Annotated in this window: 16 protein-coding genes; 5 read left to right on the top strand and 11 right to left on the bottom strand. The window is 66.2% G+C overall.

Features of this window, described 5'->3' with window-relative positions; translation table 11 throughout:
- Positions 1 to 32: 32 nt before the first annotated feature.
- From ASE96_RS03320 to glf, 4 genes are read right to left on the bottom strand one after another with little or no spacing between them, the layout of a single operon-like run.
- The gene (locus ASE96_RS03320) at positions 33 to 758 is read right to left on the bottom strand and encodes an ABC transporter ATP-binding protein (RefSeq protein ID WP_056425872.1); all 726 of its coding nucleotides are present in this window, start codon (positions 756 to 758) and stop codon (positions 33 to 35) included.
- Positions 759 to 1,637: an ABC transporter permease gene (locus ASE96_RS03315; protein WP_056425869.1), complete on the bottom strand. Its 879-nt coding sequence runs from the start codon at positions 1,635 to 1,637 to the stop codon at positions 759 to 761.
- The gene (locus ASE96_RS03310) at positions 1,634 to 3,655 is read right to left on the bottom strand and encodes a glycosyltransferase (RefSeq protein ID WP_442853876.1); all 2,022 of its coding nucleotides are present in this window, start codon (positions 3,653 to 3,655) and stop codon (positions 1,634 to 1,636) included. Before ASE96_RS03310 ends, ASE96_RS03315 begins: the two co-directional genes overlap by 4 nt.
- Positions 3,652 to 4,839: a UDP-galactopyranose mutase gene (gene glf / locus ASE96_RS03305; RefSeq protein ID WP_056425866.1), complete on the bottom strand. Its 1,188-nt coding sequence runs from the start codon at positions 4,837 to 4,839 to the stop codon at positions 3,652 to 3,654. Before glf ends, ASE96_RS03310 begins: the two co-directional genes overlap by 4 nt.
- Before the next feature lie 244 nt (positions 4,840 to 5,083).
- On the opposite strand from glf, the gene ASE96_RS03300 reads away from it, so the two are divergent.
- Positions 5,084 to 9,025, top strand: coding sequence for an FtsK/SpoIIIE domain-containing protein (locus ASE96_RS03300; protein WP_056425864.1), 3,942 nt, complete (start codon positions 5,084 to 5,086; stop codon positions 9,023 to 9,025).
- Positions 9,026 to 9,042: 17 nt separating this feature from the next.
- Here the strand turns inward: ASE96_RS03300 and ASE96_RS03295 are convergent, their stop codons facing one another.
- Complete coding sequence (locus tag ASE96_RS03295; RefSeq protein ID WP_235500088.1) at positions 9,043 to 9,495, bottom strand: hypothetical protein; 453 nt, start codon at positions 9,493 to 9,495, stop codon at positions 9,043 to 9,045.
- Between the two features lie 241 nt (positions 9,496 to 9,736).
- Here ASE96_RS03295 and ASE96_RS03290 point away from each other — a divergent pair, with 241 nt between their 5' ends.
- Positions 9,737 to 9,985 (top strand): WhiB family transcriptional regulator, encoded by a 249-nt coding sequence (locus ASE96_RS03290; protein WP_003804966.1) that lies wholly within the window; start codon positions 9,737 to 9,739, stop codon positions 9,983 to 9,985.
- Between the two features lie 118 nt (positions 9,986 to 10,103).
- Here ASE96_RS03290 and ASE96_RS03285 read toward each other — a convergent pair whose 3' ends face one another.
- The 4 genes from ASE96_RS03285 to ASE96_RS03270 are packed head-to-tail and all read right to left on the bottom strand — an operon-like array spanning position 10,104 to position 18,480.
- On the bottom strand, positions 10,104 to 11,573 hold the full coding sequence (locus ASE96_RS03285; RefSeq protein WP_056425862.1) for a sensor histidine kinase: 1,470 nt from the start codon (positions 11,571 to 11,573) through the stop codon (positions 10,104 to 10,106).
- Positions 11,574 to 11,603: 30 nt separating this feature from the next.
- The gene (locus ASE96_RS03280) at positions 11,604 to 16,469 is read right to left on the bottom strand and encodes an NAD-glutamate dehydrogenase (protein WP_056425860.1); all 4,866 of its coding nucleotides are present in this window, start codon (positions 16,467 to 16,469) and stop codon (positions 11,604 to 11,606) included.
- A gap of 59 nt (positions 16,470 to 16,528) precedes the next feature.
- A complete protein-coding gene (locus ASE96_RS03275) occupies positions 16,529 to 17,839 on the bottom strand; it encodes an AAA family ATPase (RefSeq protein WP_056425857.1) in 1,311 nt (436 codons plus the stop codon).
- A complete protein-coding gene (locus ASE96_RS03270) occupies positions 17,836 to 18,480 on the bottom strand; it encodes a hypothetical protein (protein WP_056425854.1) in 645 nt (214 codons plus the stop codon). Before ASE96_RS03270 ends, ASE96_RS03275 begins: the two co-directional genes overlap by 4 nt.
- A gap of 148 nt (positions 18,481 to 18,628) precedes the next feature.
- Between ASE96_RS03270 and ASE96_RS03265 the strand changes: the two genes are divergently transcribed.
- A complete protein-coding gene (locus tag ASE96_RS03265) occupies positions 18,629 to 18,844 on the top strand; it encodes a helix-turn-helix domain-containing protein (RefSeq protein WP_056425852.1) in 216 nt (71 codons plus the stop codon).
- Positions 18,845 to 18,887: 43 nt separating this feature from the next.
- On the opposite strand, the gene ASE96_RS03260 is transcribed toward ASE96_RS03265, so the two are convergent.
- Positions 18,888 to 19,475, bottom strand: coding sequence for a hypothetical protein (locus ASE96_RS03260; RefSeq protein WP_056425850.1), 588 nt, complete (start codon positions 19,473 to 19,475; stop codon positions 18,888 to 18,890).
- 158 nt (positions 19,476 to 19,633) lie between these two features.
- Here ASE96_RS03260 and ASE96_RS03255 point away from each other — a divergent pair, with 158 nt between their 5' ends.
- Together ASE96_RS03255 and ASE96_RS03250 are read left to right on the top strand one after the other, a co-directional pair.
- The gene (locus ASE96_RS03255) at positions 19,634 to 20,428 is read left to right on the top strand and encodes a LysM peptidoglycan-binding domain-containing protein (protein ID WP_082492543.1); all 795 of its coding nucleotides are present in this window, start codon (positions 19,634 to 19,636) and stop codon (positions 20,426 to 20,428) included.
- A gap of 73 nt (positions 20,429 to 20,501) precedes the next feature.
- Positions 20,502 to 20,993 (top strand): Rv3235 family protein, encoded by a 492-nt coding sequence (locus ASE96_RS03250; protein WP_056425845.1) that lies wholly within the window; start codon positions 20,502 to 20,504, stop codon positions 20,991 to 20,993.
- A 174-nt stretch (positions 20,994 to 21,167) separates the two neighbouring features.
- Here ASE96_RS03250 and secA read toward each other — a convergent pair whose 3' ends face one another.
- Entirely contained in the window at positions 21,168 to 23,906 is a 2,739-nt protein-coding gene (gene secA, locus ASE96_RS03245; protein ID WP_056425842.1) for a preprotein translocase subunit SecA, read from the bottom strand.
- Positions 23,907 to 23,943 lie beyond the last annotated feature (37 nt).

The following is a 23,943-nucleotide window of genomic DNA, read 5'->3' as shown; positions in this document are numbered from 1 at the left end:
CGCCGCGACGGCGCAGCAGCAGGGTCTGCCGACTAGCTGCGGAGCCTGCTAACGGCCTCGCTGATCGGCCCGTCAAACAAAACATTTCCCTGCTCCAGCAGGACACCGCGGGCGCAGATCCGGGAGACCAGGTCCAGGTCGTGGCTGACGACGACGAGCGTCTTGCCCCGTTCTGCCAGCTCCTGGATCTTGCCGATGCACTTGCGCTGGAACGGTTCGTCGCCCACGGCGAGGATTTCATCGATCAGGAAGACCTCGGGATCCGTGTGGACGGCCACGGAGAATGCCAGCCGCAGGTACATTCCCGAAGAGTAGAACCTGACTTCGGTGTCAATGAACTCGCCGATCTCCGCGAACTCGACGATCGCGTCGAAACGGTCATTGACCTCCTGTTCAGTCATCCCCAGGATGGCACCGTTCAGGTAGACGTTGTCACGGCCGGAAAGGTCGTGGTGGAAGCCTGCGCCGACTTCGATGAGCCCGGCGACCCGTCCCCGGGTCCGTACGGTGCCGGAATCGGGGAGCATCACACCCGAGATGTGCTTCAGAAGCGTGGATTTACCCGACCCGTTGAGGCCAAGCAGTGCCACGGTCTCCCCCGCCTCGACGTCCAGTGACACGTCTTTAAGGGCATGGAATTTCTTGGAAAGATCGCCCCTCCTGCCCTTGGCCAGCCACACAACGGTTTCTTTGATGGAACGGGTATGACGGAGGACAAACTGCTTGCTGATGCCGGAAACTTCGATTGCGTTGGCCACTCAGAGCTCCTGTGCGAAGCGGCCCTCGAGCCGCCGGAAAGTGATTTGCCCCAGGACCAGGACAAGGAACGAGATGACCAGGCCCACCGGAAGCCACAGGCTGAAAAGGTCGGGCGGCATGGGTGAGGAACCGTTCGTCGTCGGGAACCAGAACGCATAGTGGAAGAGCTCGACACCGACCGTGATCGGGTTGGCTTGATAGACCGCAAACGCGACGTCCCCCAGCTGTCGCTGCACCATGGTCCACGCATACAGCACGGGTGAGGCCCACGTGGCGATCATCAGGAGCATGTCCACGATGTTCTCCGAGTCGCGGTAGTACACGTTTGCGGCACCGAAGAGCAGCCCCAGTCCGGCGGCCAGCAGCGCCACGATGGTGAACCCTGCAATCGCCGCAAGCAACTCGAACAATCCGGGGTGCCAGCCGGTAAAGATGCAGGCGATCACCAGAACCACGATCTGCGGGAAGAAGTGCACCGCCGAGACCCACACGGACGCGATCGGGAAGAGCTCCCGAGGGAGATAGATCTTCTTGATCAGGTTCCCGTTGTGCACGATCGACCGCGCAGCATTTCCCAGCGCCTCGGTGAAGAAGTTGATCAGGATGATGCCGGAGAACAGGTACACCGCGTAATTGTTCAGACCGTCCGGATTCCGGGGGCTCTTCTCGAGTCCCAGGAACACGCCCAAGGCGATGTAGAAGACGATGAACTGGACGCCGGGCTTGACGTAGGACCACAGGAGTCCCAAAACAGAACCCCTGTAGCGGACCTTGAGTTCCTTGCGGACCAGCAGTTTCAGCAGAAATCTCGAGCGGGCCACGTCGGCAAGACCTCTGCCAAGCCCCGGTTGTACCAGTTCCTGGGTGGTGGAACTCATCTACCGTCCCTGTCCCCGCTGTTGGCGTCGAACGTCTTCTTCCACGCATCCATGGAGGTGATCTCGGCGAGGGCGCCGCGATACTCCTGCTTCAGGGCGGGCCACCTGCGCAGCACCTCGCCGTAAACCTTCAGCCCTTCGGCCATGAGTTTGCGGACCCGGCTGGGATCCCGCTTGTACCAGGACGCAGCGGTCCCCTCGGCATTGGATACCAGGGCGCTGTCGAACTGCGACACCCGCCACCACTTGTTGTCCTGATGCGCCACGAGGGTCTCGGGATGAGATTTGCTGGACTCCGAGACCGGGAAACCTACTTGCCGGACCACTGTCTTCGCCACCCACGGCAGAAGCTGCAGATAGGACGGCACCGAGACACCTTTACCGCGGCGGGGAACCTTCGTCGACCTCACAGACGGGAAATCGTCAACGCTCGGCTTGAACTGCGCCTCGGAAAACTGCTGCGCCATGGCCCGGATCTCCGGCAGCTTGGTGGGCAGCATGTCATGCAGGCCGGCCGGTCCCCGAAGCAGGTCCTTCATGGCCTCGATCCGGCCCTGGACGGTGTAGTACTGCATTGAAATGTTGTGCTTGAGGTCCAGCTTGATCGAGTTTTCCACGAGGCCGCCGCCGAACTCGTACGGGCTGTGCAGCAGCGCGTAAATGAAGCGGTTCCGGGTGTGGAAGTACGACTGCCACCCCACGAGGTCGTCCTTGTCGATCCAGGAAACGTGCCAGACGGCCGAACCGGGCAGGGAGACTGTGTTGAAGCCGGCGGCCTTCGCGCGGACGCCGTATTCGGTGTCATCCCATTTGATGAACACGGGCAGGGACAGACCGATCTCGCGGATGACTTCGGTAGGGATCATGCACATCCACCAGCCGTTGTAATCCACGTCCACGCGCCGGTGCATCCACGGAGTGTCCCGCAGGTTCCGCTGCGCGAAGTTGTGGCGCATTTCCTGGTCGGAGTTCGGTTCGGCGGGGCCGATGATGTACGGGTTGACCACCTCGCCGAGGGTGTGGAGGACGTTCCGGTCGTGGAGGTCGAACATGTGGCCTCCCACCAGGGTGGGCTTCTTGCAGTAATCCGCAAAGATGCCCAGCCGGGTGATGCTTTCAGGTTCGATAACGACGTCGTCGTCCAGCAGCAGGACGTAGTCGCTGTTGTTTTCCACGGCCTCGTACATGCCGCGGGCGAAGCCGCCCGATCCGCCGAGGTTGTTCTGGTCGATGATGCGGAGCTTGCCGCCGAGCGCACTCTCGACCTCGGCGAAACCGTCGGCTTCCGCCACTTTTTCGGTGCCTTGGTCGACGACGATGACCTCTTTGACCTGCTCCAGCGCCTCGGGATGCTGTCCCAGGATGCGGAGGTTGTTGATGCAGTAGGCCGTCTTGTTCAGGGTAGTGATTTCGAGGGTAATCGAGCCGGTCAGCCGTCGCTGCGCGTTGGCCTGCCATTCCGCTCCGACAAACTGCATCGCGTCAGTTCCGGCGGTCACGTCGAACCAGTACCAGCCGCCGTCGCCGAAGGGGGCCAGAGACAGGTTGAACTCCGTCTGGGCGTCGCCGACGACCCTTTTGGTCTCCACATGCTGCAGCGAACCGCGGGCGTTGGAGCGGTAGACGCTGACAGTGCCGCGTCCGGAGGTCCGCACGTTGAGGCGGATCTCTTCCACCGTCGTCCAGCGACGCCAGTAGCTTGCGGCGAAGGCGTTGAAGTAGGTGCCGAAGGAGATGCGTTCGCCCGCGCGCACTGAGGCGCTGGTCCGGGACGTCACGTCGTCGGGGTGGGCAGCCCGCGGTGCGTTCAGGACCTTGATCGGAGTTTTCGTCCGGCCAAGCCCGGACAATTCCGAGGAGACATCGGAGCTGCTGCTGACCACTCCGGAGTCCATGTAGAGCGGAAGCGTCTCAAGCCCGCGCTCCCCCGGGAGTATGACGCGCTGGACGGTCTGCCAGCCGGCGTCGTTCCCTGCTGCGGCCGGGACGGTCTCCTTAACTTGCTGGTCTCCGCTCACGCGTCCACTCCTCCGCTTTCAATTTGGGCGCCGGCCTCGAAGTGGGGGCGGATCGTGTTGTCGAACATGGTCAGGGCGGACCCGATGGCCATATGCATGTCCAGGTACTTGTACGTGCCGAGGCGTCCGCCGAACAGGACGTCCTTCTCGGCGGCCGCGAGGTCGCGGTATTTGAGCAGGCGTTCGCGGTCCGCAGCCGTGTTGATGGGGTAGTAGGGCTCGTCGCCCTTCTCCGCGGCGCGGGAGAACTCGCGCATGATGACGGTCTGTTCCGTTTGGTAGTCCCGCTCCGGGTGGAAGTGGCGCGGCTCGATGATGCGGGTGTAGGCCACATCGGCGTCGTTGTAGTTCACCACGGACGTTCCCTGGAAATCGCCGACGTCGAGCACTTCTTCCTCGAAGTCGATGGTGCGCCAGGAAAGATCGCCCTCGGCGAAATCAAAGTAGCGGTCCACGGGGCCGGTGTAGACGACGGGGATGTTTCCGACGACCTTGTTCTTGCTGTACTCGTGCGACTCGTCAAAGAAGTCGGTGTTCAGCCGGACCTCGATGTTCGGGTGTTCCGCCATCTTCTCGATCCACGCGGTGTAACCGTTGGTCGGCAGGCCCTCGTACTTGTCGTTGAAGTAGCGGTTGTCGTAGTTGTAGCGCACCGGGAGGCGCGAGATGATGCCTGCGGGCAGGTCCTTGGGATCCGTCTGCCACTGCTTGCCGGTGTAGTGCTTGATAAACGCCTCGTACAGCGGACGTCCGATGAGCTGGATGCCCTTGTCGTTCAGGTTCTGCGGGTCGGTACCGGCGAGTTCGCCGGCCTGTTCCTTGATCAGTTCCTGCGCCTGGCCGGGAGTCAGGTTGGCGCGGAAGAACTGGTTGATCGTTGCCAGGTTGATGGGCAGGGAGTAAACCTCGCCCTTGTGGACGCCGTACACCTTGTGCACGTAGTTGGTGAATGTCGTGAAACGGTTGACGTACTCCCAGACACGCTCGTTCGACGTGTGGAAGAGGTGCGCGCCGTAACGGTGCACTTCGATGCCGGTCTGTTCGTCCTTCTCGCTGTAAGCATTGCCGCCGATGTGGTGGCGGCGGTCGATGACAACGACCTTCAAGCCCAGCTCCGTGGCGGCCTGTTCTGCGATTGTCAGGCCGAAAAAGCCTGAGCCTACGATGACAAGGTCAGCGGTCACAAAATCTCCTGGTTCGAATGTGGGCAGCCCAACGTCGTGCATTGTCTGCTGGTCCAGCCTACCCGAGACAAGGCCCGAACCCGCGAATCGGGGTCCCCGGCCGGGCACGCCGCAGGCCCCGCAATTTGATTGTTCTCCGAGGTCAGCACCGCTTTCCACATAGCAGCATTTCCCTGTCGCCAGCCACCGCAGCCAAGCCCTAGCGTTGGATCCAAGCGGCGCCGCGGGAAAGGACCCTCAGCCGATGATGCTGCACTGCTCCCTCGTTCCGGCGCCGGGATCTTCCCTCCGTTCCGGCGTTCTGGAATTAGCCATCGAGGTGCCGCCCACGTGCCCCGGGGCGGAGCTGCAGTCGGCCATCTCCCGGCGCTACCGGACCGGGGAGCTGACCGTGGACCGCGTTCCGGTCGCTGCATGCACCGTCGGCGAGCGCCCCCTCGTCCACGGCGCGGTCTTGGTGGACGGGGCACTGCCGACGGGGGGCGCAGTACTGACGGGCGGCGCAGTACTGACGGGCGGCGCGGTGCCGCTCGTGCTCGCCGTGCACAGCGGGCCGGGCGCCGGCCTGATCGTTCCCCTGCGGCGAGGCCGGTTCCGGATCGGACGCGGCGGCACGGAGATCGACATTCCGGACCCCGAGTTATCCCACGAACATGCGCAACTGGACGTCTCCGACTCCGCCGTCACCCTCCTCGACCTCGGCAGCGCCAACGGGATCACCGTCGACGGCCGGAAGGTGCAGGCGGCCACCATATCTACCGACGCCCTGATCGGGTGCGGGGGTTCGTCGATGTCGCTGGTTTTCGGTGCGCCGCTGGACTCCGGCGCCCTGCGCTCCGCCGGTTCCGACGTTTCGGCGCCTCTCGTGGTCAGCAACCCTGCGGCGAACAGCAACAGGGCGGCGCTCTTCCTGGCGGCCGGACTGCCCCTGGCCATCGGGACCGGCCTGGCCGCTGTGACCGGAATGTGGATCTTCCTGGCCTTCACCGCCGTCTCCGCGGTGTCGGTCCTGGTGCCGGTCGTGTCCGGCAGACGGCAACGCCGCGAACTCAGGGCGGCCGTCGCGGCGGCCGTCCTCGCGGACACGGATCGACGGCGGCGGGCCGCACCGTCCGCGGGCGAATTGTCCCTGCGGGGTTTGTCCGCGGCACCCGGCCCCGGCGAGGTTTCCACGACGCCGGGCCCTGTCTGGTTGCGGCTCGGACAGGCACAGAGCGCCGCGAACATCCGGCTGGAACCGCCGGACCCGGGTTTCCGGCCACCATCGCTGGGTATGGTCCCCGTAACTCTGGACCCGGCGACGGCGGTGACGAGCCTCCGCGGCCCGGAACCTGCTGTCGCCGGGCTGCTCAGATCTTTCGTGCTGCAGCTTGCCTCCTACCCCGCGGCACTGCGGACCAGGATCCTCATTCATGGGCCTACCCCTTGGCTCCTGCCGGCACGCTTCCTGGCCACGGCAACTCTCTCGGCGCATGAGGCCACTACCTTGGAAATTCTCGCGGACTGCCCGGACGGGGACTTTGAGCGCGGGGTGCTGATCATTGCTGACGCTACCGCCTCCCGAACACTGCGCGCGGTGGCGGCCGGCCGCGGCTGGCAGGTGGTCGACTGCACCGGCGAACCGGACGCCGGCGCGGCAATCACCCTTACTGAGCGCACCGGACGGCTTTCAACCGCCCGCTCCTCGCTGGAGTTCACTCCCGATCTTGTTCCGGCCGGCGTCTTCGACCGCAACTGCCGCCGCCTTGGGGCCAGGGCACCCTTGTCGGCTCCCCGGACGGGAATCCCGGGCGCTTGCTCACTCAGCGGGCTTCTCCCGTTTTCAGCGCGGGACATTTCCCGGCGCTGGAGCGGCTCGGCAGGCACGCCGGGGCTTCGGGTGGTGGTCGGCGTCGGACGTTCCGGTCCTCTGCAGCTGGATCTGCAGGCGGACGGTCCCCACGTCCTCGTGGCGGGCACCACCGGTTCAGGCAAATCAGAGTTCCTCCGGACCCTGGCGGCTGCGCTGGCGGCCGCCCATTCCCCCGGGCGGGTCAATCTGCTGTTCATTGATTTCAAGGGCGGCTCCGGCCTGCGGCCGCTGGCCGGTCTCGCCCACTGCGTTGGGCTCCTCACGGACCTCGATACGTCTGAGGTGGCGCGCACCCTGGTCTCCCTGGCGGCCGAAGTGCGCCGCCGGGAGGAACTCCTGGCCGCGTTCCGGGCCGCCGACCTCACGGCCTACGAGTTGCTTGATCCATCCGGGCCGCCGCTGCCCCGCCTGGTCCTCATCATCGACGAATTCAGGATGCTCGTGGACGAGGCCCCTGCTGCCCTGGCCGAGCTTATGCGGATTGCCGCCATCGGCCGCTCCCTCGGCGTGCACCTCGTGATGGCAACCCAGCGTCCCCAAGGCGCCGTGTCTGCCGATATCCGTGCGAACGTGACCAGCTGCATCGCTTTGAGGGTCCAATCGGACATGGAGTCCCTCGACGTCATCAATTCCCGGGTGGCGGCAGGCATCCCGATCACCCGCCCCGGGCGCGCCTACCTGGTCCGCGGAAACGGGGAGCCGGAGGAGTTTCAGACGGCCACCGTCACCCCACCCGGGCAAGGGACAGCCCTCGGCCCGCATGTGATGGAGGTGATGGAATTCCTCAACCGCCGGACAGCGGACCGGTCCACCCTCCCGGCGGAAGACCCCGCTGCACCATTCGCGTCAGCGGCGGCCCGGCTGACCGACGAAGTACGCGCCCTCTGGGCGTCGTCAGGCGGCGGCCCCCTGCGACGGCCGGTAGCAGCGCCCCTCCCCACGCAGCCGGCCTTTCCCGTGGATGGTCGCCTCGACCGGATCAGGCTCGGGCTGTTGGACATCCCCGAAGAGCAACGGGTCACTGAGTTCGGGTGGGTTCCGGGCACACACGGCCATCTGGGACTGATCTCGGGCAGCACCGGCGGTAGCGACGCCGCGCTGCGGCTCATCGTGGATCAGCTCCTGAGCTGCGGGGACGAATCCCACCTGTATCTGCTGGACGCTGCCGGTGCGTTCAGCGCTGCGGTCACCTCGCCCAGGGTGGGGGCCGTTGTGGGCGTGCACGAACTCCGCCGGGCCGTGCGCGTCCTGGAGCGGATCTCGGAAGAAATGACCCGGCGCCTTAGCGCCGCGGACACGACCCACGCACCCGCGCTCGTCCTCGCACTGTGCGGCTGGGGAACGTGGGTATCGTCGATTCGGGCCAGCCCCTTGGCCTGGGCCGAGGACATCGTCCAGGACCTGATGCGCGACGGCGCCAGGGCCGCGATCACGGTGCTTGTGGCAGGTGAACGCGAGCTGGTGACCGCACGGTTCTTCGCCGCGATCCCCAACCGGATCTTCCTGCCTGCCGGATCGACGGACGAGGCCCTGCTCGCCTGGCCGCGGCTGCCCGACATCGACGCCGCCGCGGGCCGCGTGGTGGTTCTTGGGCCCGTGTCGCCTGCTGCCTCTACTGAGGGTCACGTGGGACAGCTCTTCGGGACCCTGCCCCCTGCCCTCCGGGACGGGGCTGTGACACCGGGGACCCGGCCCTTCCGGGTCGAGCCTCTCCCCGGGCTGGTTTCGGTCGCTGACGTCCGATCCCGGGCACCAGGCCGTCCTCCCCCGCCCGGCCCCCTGTGGCTTGGAGTCGGAGGCGACGAGCTCCTCCCGGCAGGCATTCACCTGCCTCGGGGCGCTGTCCTCGCCGTCCTCGGCGGTCACGCCTCCGGAAAGAGCTCGCTGCTTCGCGCCCTACCCGGCCTCAACCCTGAAGTCAGCTGGGTTCACGCTCCGCCCGTCACGGATCCGGAGCGGCACTGGTCCAGGACCCACGACGCCGCGCTCGCCGGCACACTGGATCCGGCAGCGGTTCTCTTGGCGGACGACCTCGATCTGCAGTCGTCCGAAACCAACAGCCGGCTGCTCCTGTTGAACAGCCTCGGATGGCGGGTGGTCCTCACGGCCGGCTACAACCCGGGCATCCGGCAACGTGTTCCACTGGTTCAGAACGCGGCCGCCCAGGGGCGGGGCGTGTTGATCGCACCGCGGGGACTAATGGACGGAGAACTGTTTGGAGTCCGGTACGAACCCGAGCCGAGTCCTCCGCCGGGGCGCGCGGTCGTGATTGCGGATGGGCGCTCCCGGGTGGTCCAGCTGGCGTTCGATCCTGCGGCAGACCTCAGCGGGTGAGGACCGTGAGGCGCGGGTTACAGGGCGGGAGGAGCTCCACCGGGGCGTGATGCGAACGCGATGACGCGTTTGTCAAACAGCAGCACGATGGCGAGGGCCGCCGGCACCAGCATGGCCAGGCCCGCCAGGGGGTATCCGCCCGACATAGTGGGAAAGCCGATGGTAAGGGTGAAGAGCTGCGCCACCAGCGCACCTGCCCGCGGCCACCGGTATCCGCGGAACAGGAAGGTGGCCACCGCAAAGAGCCAGGCGGAGAAGGCCACCAGGAGCACCAGGGTGAACACCGCACCCCAGAAGGAGAGCACCGGGGCGCCGGTCAGCAGCTGGCTTCCGTACCAGATGGCCGCAACCAGCAGCGCCGCCGCCTCCAGCGCCACGACGATCGCAATCACCAGGATGCCGGCGGGCCGGGCGGGAATGCCGGGGCCTGCAGGAACAGGCTCGGAGGGGTTTTCAGAGGCTCTTGACACACTGGCACAGTACCGGACATAGTCGTCTAAATGTGAGGGCGCCGCCAGCTGATGTGATGCATCGCTCACGATCCCGAGGCATATTGAAGCGGGTTATCCCTTGTTTACGCAGCGTTAACATGACACGCTTTAAACCAGATGACCGAGGGGGCCCCAGAGGGCCCCTTTCTTATGAAGCCTCTAGTGAATAGTTTCACAAAGGCATTTAACGAGTGCCCAGGAAATGGAGTGACTGATAAGCATGGATTGGCGTAACCGCGCAGCGTGCCTTGACAAGGACCCGGAACTTTTCTTCCCCGTAGGAAACACCGGCCCCGCCCTCCTGCAGATCGAGGAAGCCAAAAGTGTGTGCCGGCGTTGCCCTGTTGTCGACACCTGCCTGCAGTGGGCGCTGGAGTCCGGCCAGGACGCCGGCGTCTGGGGCGGCATGAGCGAAGACGAACGCCGCGCCCTGAAGCGCCGCGCGGCCCGGGCCCGCCGCGCCTCCTAGGACCGGGTTCCTGACGCCGGCGCACCCGGCGGTTCGCTGGCAGCGACAGGACAGCAATGGCCGCAGACCTCAGTCTGCGGCCATTCGCGGTTTAACCGCCGCTAAACCCTGCGGCCGGCTACCGTTTGGCCAGGCTCAGGACAATCTGGACGGCCGTGCCGCCGCCTTCCCTGGCCTTCCACTGAATAGTCCCGCCCAGTTCGCTCATCACGAGGGTGCGCACGATCTGCAGGCCGAGGCCCTCCACATACGGTGTGGCCGGGATGCCAACGCCGTCATCCGCGACGGTCACGGTGAGCAGCTCTTCGCTGTCCTCGCTTTCGGAGCGGTCCGCGATCAGCCAGACAGTTCCGGTCCGGCCCTCGAGACCGTGCTCGACGGCGTTCGTCACCAGCTCGTTGATCACCAGTGCCAGCGGGGTGGCAAAATCGCTGGGCAGCTCGCCGAAGAGTCCCGAACGCGCCGTCTTCACCTGCTGCGACGGGGAGGCGACCTCGGCCGAGAGCCGGAACTGGCGGCCAATGAGCTCATCGAAGTCGACGCTCTGGGTGAGGCCCTGCGACAGCGTCTCGTGCACAAGGGCAATGGTGGCCACCCGTCGCATCGCCTGCTCAAGTCCCTGCTTGGCCTCATCGCTGACCATGCGCCGTGACTGCATCCGCAGCAGCGCAGCCACGGTCTGCAGATTGTTCTTCACCCGGTGGTGGATCTCGCGGATCGTGGCGTCCTTGGTGACGAGTTCCATCTCCCGCCGCCGCAGCTCGGAGACATCACGGCACAGCACCAGGGCACCGAAGCGCTGCTGTTCGTCACGCAGGGGAATCGCCCGCAGCGACAGGCTGACGCCGCGGGACTCGATTTCGCTGCGCCACGGCATGCGCCCCGTAACAACGAGCGGCAGGGTCTCATCCACCATGCGGCGGTCCTTGAGCAGTCCTGCGGTCACTTCGGCCAGGCTCCTGCCCTCAAGCGACTCGCCGTCGCCCAGCCGGCGGAACGCTGAGACTCCGTTGGGGCTGGCGTATTGGACGATGCCCTCGGCGTCGAGCCTGATGAGACCGTCACCGACGCGGGGCGCGCCGCGCCGGGAACCCGTGGGCGAGGCGAAGTCCGGCCACAGCCCGAGCGTCCCCATCCGCAGCAGATCGTAGGCGCACTGCCGGTAGGTCAGCTCAAGCCGTGACGGCATCCGGGAGCTGGAAAGGTCCATGTGGGTCGTCACGATCGCCAGCGTCCGGCCGTTGCGGACCATCGGCACAGCCTCGACCCGGAGGGCCATGTCGCTGCTCCAGTTGGTCTCGTTGGAGCGCTCGATCGTGCGGCTCTCCCATGCCTTGTCGACCAGGGGCTTCAGGTCCGACCGGATCCCCTCCCCCACGAAGTCGGCATGAAACACCGTGTGCGTGGTGGAGGGGCGGACGTGGGCCAGCGCCACGTAGCCGAACTCCGGGTGCGGAAACCACAGCGCCAGGTCCGCGAACGCCAGGTCCGCGACCATCTGCCAGTCGCCGACGAGGAGGTGCAGCCACTCGGCATCCCCCGGCCCGAAATCAGCGTGCTCCCTGATGGGGTCCGTAAAGATTGCCACTACACCTCCAGTTGCGACGCCGGCAGTTGGCTAGCGTCGGACGATTGACCTCAAGAGCCTCAATGCTACCGACAGCGAGGCCATGTCATCGGCCTCGAGGGCGTTCACTTCGTCAAACATGCTCTTCGCCCTGCCCAGCTGCTCAACATTCTGGCTCTCCCAGGCCGCGAGCCGTTCCTCCGCGGGCATTCCCGGAGTGGTCGCCTCCAGCACCGCCGTCGTCATATCCGAGACGGTTGAGTAGAGATCGTCACGGAGGGCGGCGCGGGCCAGGGCCTGCCAGCGGTCCTCCCTGGGCAGCTTTGTGATGCGCTCAAGCAGGGAGTCGGCATGGAACCGGTTGAACACCGTGTAGTAGACGTGTGCGATGTTCTCGACGGGTTCCGGGCTGACGTGCACAATCTTGGCGATGTCCAGCAGCACGAAGCTCTCGAACAGTTCCGCCCAGCGGTGGGCCAGGTCCTCGGGGAGTTCCCAGCCGCGCGCCTTTTCGAGCCATTCGGTCACCCGGGCACGGTCGTCGCCGCGCAGGTAATCCAGCAGGCGCGCCCGCATCGGATCCATCAGCGGCTTGAACTCGCCCACGATCTCGGCAATGGGCCGGGCCGCGTTGCCCTGGCTCAGGACCCAGCGCACGGCCCGGTCCAGGAGCCGGCGGATGTCCAGGTGGACGGTGCTCCAGTGTTCCGTCGGGAAGGACGCGGGCAGCTCGTTGAGTTCCCCGACCATGATGTCCAGTTCGTAGACTTCACGGAGCGCCACGAACGCCTTGGCGACGGCGGCCTCGGTGGCCGAGGTCTCCTCCATGGCGCGGAACGCAAAGGTGATCCCGCCCATGTTGATCATGTCGTTCGCCACGACGGTCGCGATGATCTCGCGCCGCAGCGGGTGGGTGTCGAGTTCGGCGTCGAACCTGTCCCGCAGCTGCTGCGGGAAGTAGGCCCGCAGGGTATCCCGGAACCACGGATCTTCGGCCAGGTCGCTGTCCCGCAGCGCCGAGGCGAGTTCGATCTTGGCGTAGGCGGCCAGCACGGACAATTCGGGCGAGGTCAGGCCCTGGCCCTGTTCAAGCCGCTCCCGCAGCGTGTCCGTGGTCGGCAGGGCTTCAAGGTCCCGCTTCAGCCCGGCGTGGGTCTCCAGCCAGTCCATCAACCGTTCGTAGCTGGGGCTCCATTCGGAAACCCGCATCCGGTCGTTGAGCAGCAGGATGTTCTGGTCAATGTTGTCCTCGAGCACCAGGCGGCCGACTTCGTCGGTCATCGAGGCCAGGAACTCCGAGCGCTCCGCAGGATCCAGCTTGCCTGCGGCGACCATCCGGTCCACGAAGATCTTGATGTTGACCTCATGGTCGGAGCAGTCAACGCCGGCGGAGTTGTCGATCGCGTCGGTGTTCAGGATGACGCCCTGGAGGGCGGCCTCAATGCGGCCCCGCTGCGTCATGCCCAGGTTGCCGCCTTCACCGACCACCTTCACACGCAGTTCCCGCCCGTCGACGCGGATGGAGTCATTGGCCTTGTCGCCGACCACGGCATTCGTTTCCGTGCTGGCCTTGACGTACGTGCCAATGCCGCCGTTGTACAGCAGGTCGGCGGGGGCAAGCAGGATCGCGCGCAACAGTTCGGGCGGGCTGAGCCGGGTGGTTCCGTCGGGCAGCCCGAGCGCGGACCGGACCTGGGCCGAAACCGGGATGGACTTCGCCTGGCGGGCAAACACACCCCCGCCTTCGCTGATCAGTTCCTTGTTGTAGTCGTCCCAGGAGGAACGGGGCAGCTCGAAAAGGCGTTGGCGCTCGGCGAAGGAGACGGCCTCGTCCGGGGTGGGGTCCAGGAAGATGTGCCGGTGGTCGAAGGCCGCGAGCAGGCGGATGTGCTTCGAGAGCAGCATGCCGTTGCCGAACACGTCGCCTGACATGTCGCCGACGCCGACCACCGTGAAGGGCTCGGACTGCGTGTCCAGGTCCAGCTCGCTGAAGTGGCGCTTGACCGACTCCCAGGCACCGCGGGCGGTGATGCCCATGGCCTTGTGGTCGTAGCCGACCGAGCCGCCGGAGGCGAAGGCGTCTCCCAGCCAGAAACCGTACTCCGCGGCCAGGCCGTTGGCGATGTCCGAGAATGACGCCGTCCCCTTGTCGGCCGCGACCACGAGGTAGGAATCGTCGTCGTCATGCCGTACGACGTCGGCGGGCGGCACCAGCCGCTCGCCTTCCGGCGACGTGACGAGGTTGTCGGTGACATCCAGGAGGCCGCGGATGAAAGTTTTGTAGCTTTCGACGCCCTCGGCCATCCAGGCGCTGCGGTCCGCGGCGGGATCCGGTAGCTGCTTGGCGTAGAACCCGCCCTTGGCCCCGGTGGGCACGATCACGGCGTTTTTGACCGTCTGGGCCTTGACCAGGCCAAGGATTTCCGTGCGGAAATCCTCGCGGCGGTCAGACCAGCGCAGGCCGCCGCGGGCCACCTTGCCGAATCGCAGGTGCACACCCTCGACGCGGGGCGAGTAGACCCAGATCTCGAACATCGGAGTGGGGAACGGGAGGCCATCGATGGCGGCCGGGTCCAGCTTGAAACTGAGGTGCGGCTTGTTCTGGTAGTAGTTGGTCCGCAGCGTCGCCAGGATCAGGTTCTTGAAGGTGCGCAGCACACGGTCGGCGTCGAGGGTTGCGACCTGTTCGATCGCCGCGTCCAGTCCGGCGAGGACCTCCTTCTGCCGGAGCCGGCGCTCGTCCTCGCCCAGCGAAGGATCGAAGCGGGCCTCGAACAGGGCGCTGAGCCCGCGGTTGACATCAGGGTTGGCCAGCAGCGTGTCAGCCAGGAACCCGTAGGAGTTGGTGTTGCCCATCTGCCGCATGTACTTGGCGTAGGCGCGCAACACAACCACCTGGCGCCAGTGCATCCCCTCGCGCAGAACCAGCCGGTCGAAGCTGTCCGATTCCACGGCGCCGGACACCGCGGCACCAAAGGAATCCGCCAGCAGCTGCCCCGTTTTGATCGGGTCCACCCCTGCCGGGTACTTCAGGCCCAGGTCGTAGAGGAAGAAGTCGCGGTGGTCCGACGTCTCGATCTCGAACGGGCGCTCGTCCAGGACCTCCAGGCCCAGGTTGTGGAAGAAAGGCAGGATCTGGCTCAGACTCTTGGGGTCCAGCATGTAGAGCTTGACCCGCGCGTCCTCTTCGAGCGTCGCACCGGCGCCCTGGGGCAGATAGACGTGGACGCCGGGCTGTTCCTCAACAGTCTCCCCGGCCCGCTCTGCGGCGGCTCCGTACTTCTCGAAGCGGGCGATGTCCTCCAGGGCATCCTCCACCTCATAGTCCACCCGGTAGGTCGCGGGGAAGGCCTCGGCCCACACGGCGGCAAGCTCCTGGGCGCCGTCGTCCTGAACGCCCTCGGCACGGGCATGCAGGACCTCGGCGATGCCCTCGCTCCACGAGCGGGCCGCCCGGACCAGGCGCTTTTCAAGGTCGTCGCTGTTGACGTTGCTGACATCGGCATTCTTGGGAAGCCGGATCCGGAAGAAGAGCCGGGCCAGGGCGGACTCCGTCATCCGCGCCTCGTAGTCGATGGACACGGCGTCGAAGGTCTCGCGCAGCTCTTCCTCGATGCGCAGGCGCACATTCGTGGTGTACCGGTCACGCGGAAGATAGACGAGGGCTGACATAAAACGTCCATAGATGTCCGGGCGGAGGAACAGCCGGGTCCGGCGCCGTTCCTGCAGCCGCTGGATACCCGTCGCGATCGCGGCCAGATCAGGGATTTCGATCTGGAACAGCTCGTCACGCGGGTAGGTTTCGAGGATGCCCAGCAGATCCTTGCCGGAGTGCGAGTCCGGCGGGAAGCCCGCGTCACTCAGGACGGCGGCGACCTTTTCGCGGACCACCGGAATGTCGCGGACGGATCCGGCGTACGCGGTGGTGGCGAAGAGCCCGATGAAGCGGCGTTCGCCGTTGACGTTGCCGGCGGCGTCGAAGCTTTTGACGCCGATGTAGTCCAGGTACGCGGAGCGGTGAACGGTGGAGCGGGAGTTGGCCTTGGTGATGACGAGGGCGCGCTTTTCGCGGGCCTTCCTCCGTCCGGCCTCGGTGAGGTGCTGGATCTGGTGCGGGGTGTCGGCTCCGCCGCGCAGCAGGCCGAGGCCGCTCTCTTCCCGGGGTTCCAGGACGTCCTCGCCGGATTCGTTCTTGAGGTCATACTCGCGGTAGCCGAGGAACGTGAAGTTCCCGTCATCCAGCCAGCGGAGCAGCTCCTGGGCCTGGCGGAGTTCGGCGATCTGCGCAGGGTTGGCCAGCTTGTCGAGGTCCTCCGCGATCTGGAGTGCCTTGTGCCGCATTTTCGGCCAGTCTTCGACGGCGGCCCGCACTCCGTCGAGCACCCGGCCGATGCCCTCCACCAGCGCCGCGCGCTTCGCGTCGTCGACGCGGTCGATTTCGACAGCGATCCAGGATTCCATGTGCGAGGCGTTGTCGCCCTGGGCGATCAGGTGCGAGAGATTCGGCATGGCCGCCGTGTCGCCACTGGAGATGCCCAGATGTGAGGGAACCCGTGCGACCTTGACGAGTTCCCCGCTCTCGCGGTTGCGGGTCACGACGAACAGCGGGTGCATCACGAGGTGGATGGGGGACTTCTGCCGGACCAGTTCGGCGTTGACCGAGTCCACGAGGAAGGGCGTATCGTCGGTGACGATATAGACGACACTGCGGTCTGCCTCGTCGGCGATGGTGATGTTGGCGATACCCGGGAACCGCTGCGCCGCCGTGTCGCGGTGCGTCTGCGCCCGTGCGGCGAGCAGCTCCGCCGGGTAGGCGCGGGCATCCTCTTCAGCAAGGTGCTCGTAGTAGTCCTTCAGGTAGCCTGCTCCGGCACCGATCGAAACGGGTTGATCCTCCACGCTGGACCCAGACGACATCGACAAACGCCTCCATAAAGAAAATTCACGGCCGCTTCGTTGCGGCCCTCATGGCGAGCCTAGTCCTTTGGGCGGCGCTTCGATGTGGAAGAAAATACAGAGGATCCGCGGTTTCGCTGGGCGGGTGCACAAACCAAGGCGGCGATACCCCGTCGGAGGGGCGAATCCGGCGCAGTCTCCAGTAAGAGGGACCCTGACAGCAGTGCCGCATCGGTCGAGACCGGATCCGCCGGGAGGAACCCCGAAACCGGGACGGCAGGGCCGTACCTCTCCCACGCATCGCGGAGTCGCCGCTCCGGGGAGCGACCTACCGCGGACTGGCGGACCTTGTTCAGCACCACCTGCGGACACACGTGCGGAACGGCCGCTTCCAGCTCGGCGAGGCCACGGACCAGCCTCGGAACGCCAATCGAGTCCGCCGCCCCGACGGCGAACACCGTGTCCGCCAGCTCAAGACTCCTCAGCGTCGCGGCGTTCCGGCGCGGCGCCATGGTGTCGAAGCTCAGCTCTTCGTCGGATTCAAGGCAGAAGCCCGTATCGATGACAATAACCTCAGCTACCTGCCGGGCCCTGGCCAGCACAAGCGAAAGCGCCGCGGCGCGGAGCTCAGTCCAGCGGTCCGCACGAGTGATTCCGGTCAGCACGTGGAAAATTCCTGTTTTGGTGACCACCGGCACCGCCACCCTGAGCAGGGCCTCCCCGTCGAGAAGACCCTGGTCCGCCAGGCGGCAGGCCTGCGCGAGCCCGGCCGCCTCATCCAGCAGACCAAGCATGGCAGCAATGCTGGCACCGTAGCTGTCGGCATCCACCAACAGCACCGATTTTCCCTCGGCTGCCAGTTCTGCCGCCATGTTGGCCGCGAGCATGGTCCGGCCGGGCGAACCGGCAGGGCCCCACACGGCAATGATCCGCCCCTCGGCGGACCGCTCCGCCGCTTCCCCTGCTGTCCCGCCTGACCTTCCGGCGGCAGTGCTGCCGACGGCCTGTACGGCGTTGTCCCCCTGGCGGAGCCGCGGGTCTGCCGCCAGCAATGCGACAGCCGCTTCGATCCGGTTGGCCAGCGCCGCGGCGTCCACTCCGGTCAGTTCGGCGGCCACACCGATGCCCCGGAGCCGGGCCGTTTCCTCCGGTCTGTCGGTCAACGCAACGACGACGACGCCGACGGCGGACAGCCGGTCGACCAGCGACGCCGTCAGTTCCTCGCTGCCCTCAGCCACAACGGCGGCACGGGCCAGCCCGCCTTGGCAGGCCGCCAAGAGTTCCGCCAGTTCGCTGCACCGCCGCACCACGGATACCGGCCCGTGGAGCCGCTCGAGCCGGCCGACGAGGTCTTCGCGCGAGTCTCCGACGGTGACGACCGGGATGCTCACCGGCCCGCCCCTCCCGGGTTCCAGACCACGGAGATCTTTGCCTTGTTGGCCTGCGCTCCCAGCAGCTTCGGCATCTGCTCGTCCGCAACCAGCACCATGACGACGGTGGACCGGGCGGACCCCAGGGCGCTGCTGCCCGGCGTAATCTGGGCAATTTCTGCGCTGGGCAACAGCAGGGTGGGCTGGCTGAACCCGTTCCGGGTGTCGGGCAGTGCCACCCAGACGTCCACGCGGGAGCCCGCCACCGCCTGGGCCGGCAGTGCCTCATCGATGGTGACCGCGACCGGCTTCCGGTCCAGGCCGTCCGGCTGCCCGAAGCTCTCGCGGGGCACCAGCTGGTCCTTGCCGATTCTCTGGGCGGCAACGAGTCCTTCAGCCACACCGGTCGCCGGCGTCAGATAGTGCTGTTCGACGTCGCCCAGGCGGACCCGGACGCGGTTCAGTTTGTCCACGGTCAACGTTTCCCCCACTGCGATCGCTTCCCGTGCGGTGTACGCCTCGGCGGTCTGGTCCGCGGCTCCGACCAGGGAAATGACCCCCACAACGGAGGCGAGGACGAGCAAAACGCCAACAAGGAGCTTGGGATCTTTCCACGATGGTTTCTTCAGCCGCGCCCCGCCAGCCACCGTGCTCGCACTCATGCGCCCGCTCCCCCCGTAGTCGCCGCCCGACACTGGCCGGGCATGATCATTGTTACGCCTTCGTGCCCTGACGGGAAGCCTCGGGAACAAAGAAGTGCAAACTGTGGATAAAGGCCTCAGATGGAGCCATCGGTGGCAAAATGGTGTCATGCCCCGATTCCTGACCCTTGCCGACGTCGCAGAGCAGCTCCAGATCAATGCCCCGGCAGCTTACGCACTGGTACGCAGCGGCGAGCTGAAGGCCATCCAGGTGGGCGGACGGGGCCAGTGGCGTGTCGAGGAGAAGATGCTCGAGCAGTACATTGAGGAGCGGTATGCGGAAGCAAGCCGGATGATCGAAGAGGCCAAGTCCAAGACCCGCTGAGCCGGACGCGCCGCAGGCGGCGGTCCCGCCATTGCCCGGCTGCCTAACAGCCGGCTGCCAAGGAGCCCGGAGTCCGGGCCGACCTGATTCCCGCCAGCGCGGCTAGGGGAATGGTCGCCAGCTGCCGGACGTTGGCCGCCCTTCGCTCCTCGCCATCCCCGGTGACCGCCAAATCGAGGTAGTCGCGCCCGACCCGGTCAATCACGCCGTGGAGCGTCGTCTCCCCTGCCGGGCCGCCCGAAATCAGCACCGCCAGGGCCGCGCGGTCCCGGGCCAGGCCGCGCAGGGCGCTGGCCAGGCCGAGCCGTTGCCGGACTCTGGACGGCTCGGGAACGGCCAGCCGGGAAAGTCCGAGGTAACGGACTGCCGACGCGTACGGAACCAGCACCTGATGCCGCGGTTCATCCAGCACCAGTGCCTGGCTCCCCGCGTGACTCAGGGTCCCCTCGAACGTCGACCCGGACGCCAGCCGGACCGTAATAGGCAGACCGAGCGAGCCGCGAAGCCTGTCCGCGAGCTCCACCGCCGCCTCCTCCGTCCGGGTGCGCTCCGTGATTTCCGCGTCGAGATCCAGCCGCTCTCCGGCGGCCAGTTGAGTCTCCAGATCGTCAAAGAGGGCATCCCAGCGCATGGCGTCAGCGTAGGCGAGCCGGTCTTAGCGGGTCAACCGCATCCGCTCGGATCAACTGTAGACAAAACAAGCCAAAGGGGATCAAACTACTTACAACAGCATCAAACTGCACCAAACACTAACCAATTGCAGTCACGTCGATGTGAGGCAGGCACAACATGAGAGCAGCGGTAACCCCGGGATCCACGCCCCGGCAGGTGCTTCGAGCAGACTTGGCCATGGCCATCGTCGTGTTGTTGCTGGGATTGTTCCTCGCCGGTACGGGCAGCAGCATGGTGCAACGCTGGCGGATCTCCTCGGCACGCCACGAGTCCCTCGGGTTCGAAGACCAGCTGGGCCTCGTGGCGAACACGGCCGGCCTGATCGTGACGGTCTGGTGGGCCATGTCCCTGGTCATTGCTGTTACCGCGGCGCTCCTGGAACGGTCCGGGAAGGTACGTGCCGCCTCGGCTACCGGGAAGTTCGCCCCCGGATTCATGCGCCGCCTCGCCTTGGCCGCCGTCGGACTCCAGCTGCTCACCGCACCGCTGGCCACGGCATCACCCGCGCCGTCCATGTCGACAGCGTCGTCGCTCCCTGTTGCAGCCTCCCCCGCCCCCTCGGCGTCTGCCGCGTGGACCCGGACGCCGGACCCGGCCGCGACTGGCGCTCCGCCCGGCGCGCCCGCCGTTGCCCATCCGCAGTGGCGCCCGCTCCCCCCGGTCATTGAACCCGGCCCGTTGGCGGGCGGGCCGCGGCGCCTCCAGCAGCCCGCCGGCCGGGGGGTTGAGGTGACAGTACGCTCAGGGGATTCGCTGTGGGGCCTGTCCGCGGCCCGGCTGGGACCCTACGCCTCCGACGTCGACATCGCCTTGGACTGGCCCCGGATCTACCGGGCCAACAGGGACGTCATCGGCGACAACCCCCATCTCCTGCGGCCCGGCCAGGTACTCCGGGTTCCGCCGGCGCCCTAAACCCGATAGCTGCCAGCGCCACCATGAACCACCGTGATCCGCACCAGCCACCCACAACAGCAAAGGAAGCCCCATGAGCGCCATGCCCCGCCCCCGCGCCGCCGCGGAACCCCTACCCTCCGCGTCATCCCCCGTGCGCCTGGTCCCTGGCAGCGAAGCTCCGGCGGACCGCCCGGACACTCGGCCCGTTGCGCCGCCACTTCTGCACGCGGCCGTCGAAGAACGGGAGATCTGTGCCATTTCTCGCAGCACGGTTCAGGCCGCCATCGAGGTGCTGGCGGGCACCCGGCCGGCGCAGCAGCTTGCCCGCAGGCTTGACGAGCGCTGTCTCGCGGCCCTGCAGCACCGGGCAGCACTGACCCGCAGGGTCCCGTGCGGGGCGTCGCCCACCGCAGGACGGCTGCACCGCAATCCTTCCGTCCGCTCGGTCCGGGCCTGCCAGGTATCCGCGGATGTCTATGAAGCCAGCGCCGTCGTGGCTGAGGACTTGCGGGTCCGGGCGGTCGCTTTGAGGCTGGAGCGCAGCAGGCTTGCCTGGCGGGTCACTGTGCTGGAAATCGGGTGACCGCAAACGCACGCGTCACCGGAAGCACGCTGGGGGCTGACTGACCGAACTGACGGAAGGAGGAGACAGCAGCAATGAAAGAGGACCGGAACATGTTCCGGTCCTCTTTCATGGTGACTCTCACCGCGGTGCCTGTCTGGCCTCGCGTCAGCGAAACAGCCCGCAGGCGACCGTCTAGCGCCGCTTCTTCTTGTTCGCGCGGCGGGGGGCGTCCTGCGCCGCGGCCTTGGCGGGGTTGCCGGAGCGTCCGGAGGCCTTCGCCTCGACACGGGTCTGGGCGGAACCGTCCTCGCCGGGGGCCGTGTACTGCAGCTGGGCCGGCTTTTCGGGTGCTTCCAGTCCCGCCGCCCGGATCTGCGGTTCGTGATGTTCGGTGTGCTGGCCCGATTCGTCTGCCACCACAACGTCCTCGGCGGGGGTCACTTCAACCTCAAGGTTGAACAGGAAGCCGACGCTTTCCTCCCGGATTGCCTCCATCATGGCCTGGAACATGATGAAGCCCTCGCGCTGGTACTCCACCAGCGGATCGCGCTGCGCCATCGCGCGCAGGCCGATACCTTCCTTCAGGTAGTCCATCTCATAGAGGTGTTCCTGCCACTTGCGGCCAATGACCGAAAGGACCACGCGCCGCTCGAGCTCGCGCATGCTCTCCTGCCCAATGGCATCTTCGCGCTCCTTGTAGACCAGGCGCGCATCGGAGAGGATCTCTTCCTTGAGGAAGTCCACGGTGATCCGCGACTTTCCACCGGCCTCGTCGATGAGGTCCCGCGGCGTGACGCTCACGGGGTAGAGGGTCTTGAGGTTGGACCAGAGCAGGTTGAAGTCCCAGTCGTCTCCGGTGCCCTCGGCCGTGGCCTCGTCGATAAACGCAGTGATCGTGTCTTCCAGGAAGTACTGGACCTTCTCGTGGAGGTCGTCGCCTTCGAGGATGCGGCGGCGGTCGCCGTAGATGGCTTCGCGCTGGCGGTTCAGGACGTCGTCGTACTTGAGGACGTTCTTGCGCTGTTCGGCGTTGCGGCCCTCCACCTGGCCCTGGGCCGAGGCGATGGCGCGCGAGACGAGCTTGGATTCAAGCGCCACATCGTCCGGCACGGAGCTGTTCATCAGCCGTTCTGCCGCGCCGGAGTTGAACAGGCGCATCAGGTCGTCGGTCAGGGACAGGTAGAACCGGGACTCGCCGGGGTCGCCCTGGCGGCCGGAACGGCCGCGAAGCTGGTTGTCGATCCGGCGTGATTCGTGCCGTTCGGTGCCCAGCACGTACAGGCCGCCGAGGCCCAGGACTTCCTCATGCTCGTCCTTGACGGACTGCTTCGCGGCTTCGAAGGCCTCGGGCCACGCGGCCTCGTATTCTTCGGAGTTCTCTTCCGGGTCCAGTCCGCGCTTGGCCAGTTCCGCGACGGCGGTGAACTCGGCGTTGCCGCCGAGCATGATGTCGGTACCGCGGCCGGCCATGTTGGTCGCCACGGTCACGGCGCCCTTGCGCCCGGCCTGCGCCACGATGGCGGCTTCACGGGCGTGGTTCTTCGCGTTGAGGACCTCGTGCCGGACGCCCTCCTTGGCGAGCAGCCGGGAGAGGTATTCGCTCTTCTCGACGCTGGTGGTGCCCACCAGAATCGGCTGGCCCTCCGCGTGCCGCTCGGCAATATCCTTGACCACCGCGTCGAACTTGACGGCCTCGTTCTTGTACACCAGGTCCGGCTGGTCGATCCGCTGCATGTCGCGGTTGGTGGGGATGGCTACGACGCCGAGCTTGTAGGTGCTCATGAACTCGGCGGCTTCGGTCTCGGCGGTACCCGTCATGCCGGCCAGCTTGTCGTACATGCGGAAGTAGTTCTGCAGCGTGACCGTGGCCAGCGTCTGGTTCTCGGCCTTGATCTCAACGCCTTCCTTGGCCTCGATCGCCTGGTGCATGCCCTCGTTGTAGCGCCGGCCGGCAAGGATGCGGCCGGTGTGCTCGTCGACGATGAGCACCTCGCCGTCGAGGATGACGTAGTCCTTGTCCCGCTTGAAGAGTTCCTTGGCCTTGATGGCGTTGTTAAGGAACCCGATCAACGGGGTGTTGGCGGACTCGTAGAGATTGTGGATCCCCAGGTAGTCCTCAACCTTTTCAATGCCTGCCTCGAGCACGCCGACGGTGCGTTTCTTTTCGTCGACTTCGTAGTCTTCCTCGGGCTTGAGCCGGGTGACCACCTTGGCGAATTCGCTGTACCAGCGGTTGGTGTCGCCCTGGGCGGGGCCGGAGATGATGAGCGGGGTTCGCGCCTCGTCGATGAGGATGGAGTCGACTTCATCGACGATGGCGAAGTTGTGGCCGCGCTGGACGAGTTCCGACTTGTCCCATGCCATGTTGTCGCGCAGGTAATCGAAGCCGAATTCGTTGTTGGTGCCGTAGGTGATGTCGGCGGCGTACTGCTCGCGGCGCAGGGCGGGGTCCTGGTTGGAGAGGATGCAGCCGCTGGTCAGTCCCAGGAACCGGTACACGCGGCCCATGAGGTCCGACTGGTATTCCGCCAGGTAGTCGTTGACGGTGATGACATGCACACCGTTGCCGGCGAGGGCGTTGAGGTAGGCCGGGGCGGTGGCTACGAGCGTTTTACCTTCACCGGTCTTCATTTCGGCGATGTTGCCCAGGTGCAGGGCGGCCCCGCCCATCAGCTGGACGTCGAAGTGGCGCATGCCCAGGGTGCGGGAGGAGGCTTCGCGGACGGCGGCGAACGCCTCGGGCAGGAGGTCGTCCAGCGTCTCGCCGTCAACGTGGCGTGCGCGGAGACGGTCGGTCTCCTCGCGCAGTTCAGCGTCGGTGAAGGTCTGGAAGGAGCTTTCAAGGGCATTGATGGAATCGGCATAGTTCCGCAGTTGCCTCAGGGTTTTTTTGTCACCCGTGCGGAGAAGTTTTTCGATAAGTGATGCCACGTGAAGTTGCTCCCAGTCTCAAGCTGCCGAATTCTGG

Origin of the sequence: Arthrobacter sp. Leaf69 (assembly GCF_001422645.1) — a bacterium.
Taxonomy (GTDB): domain Bacteria; phylum Actinomycetota; class Actinomycetes; order Actinomycetales; family Micrococcaceae; genus Arthrobacter.
Note: the sequence above shows the minus strand (reverse complement) of the source record. Positions and strands in the feature narration are given on the sequence as shown.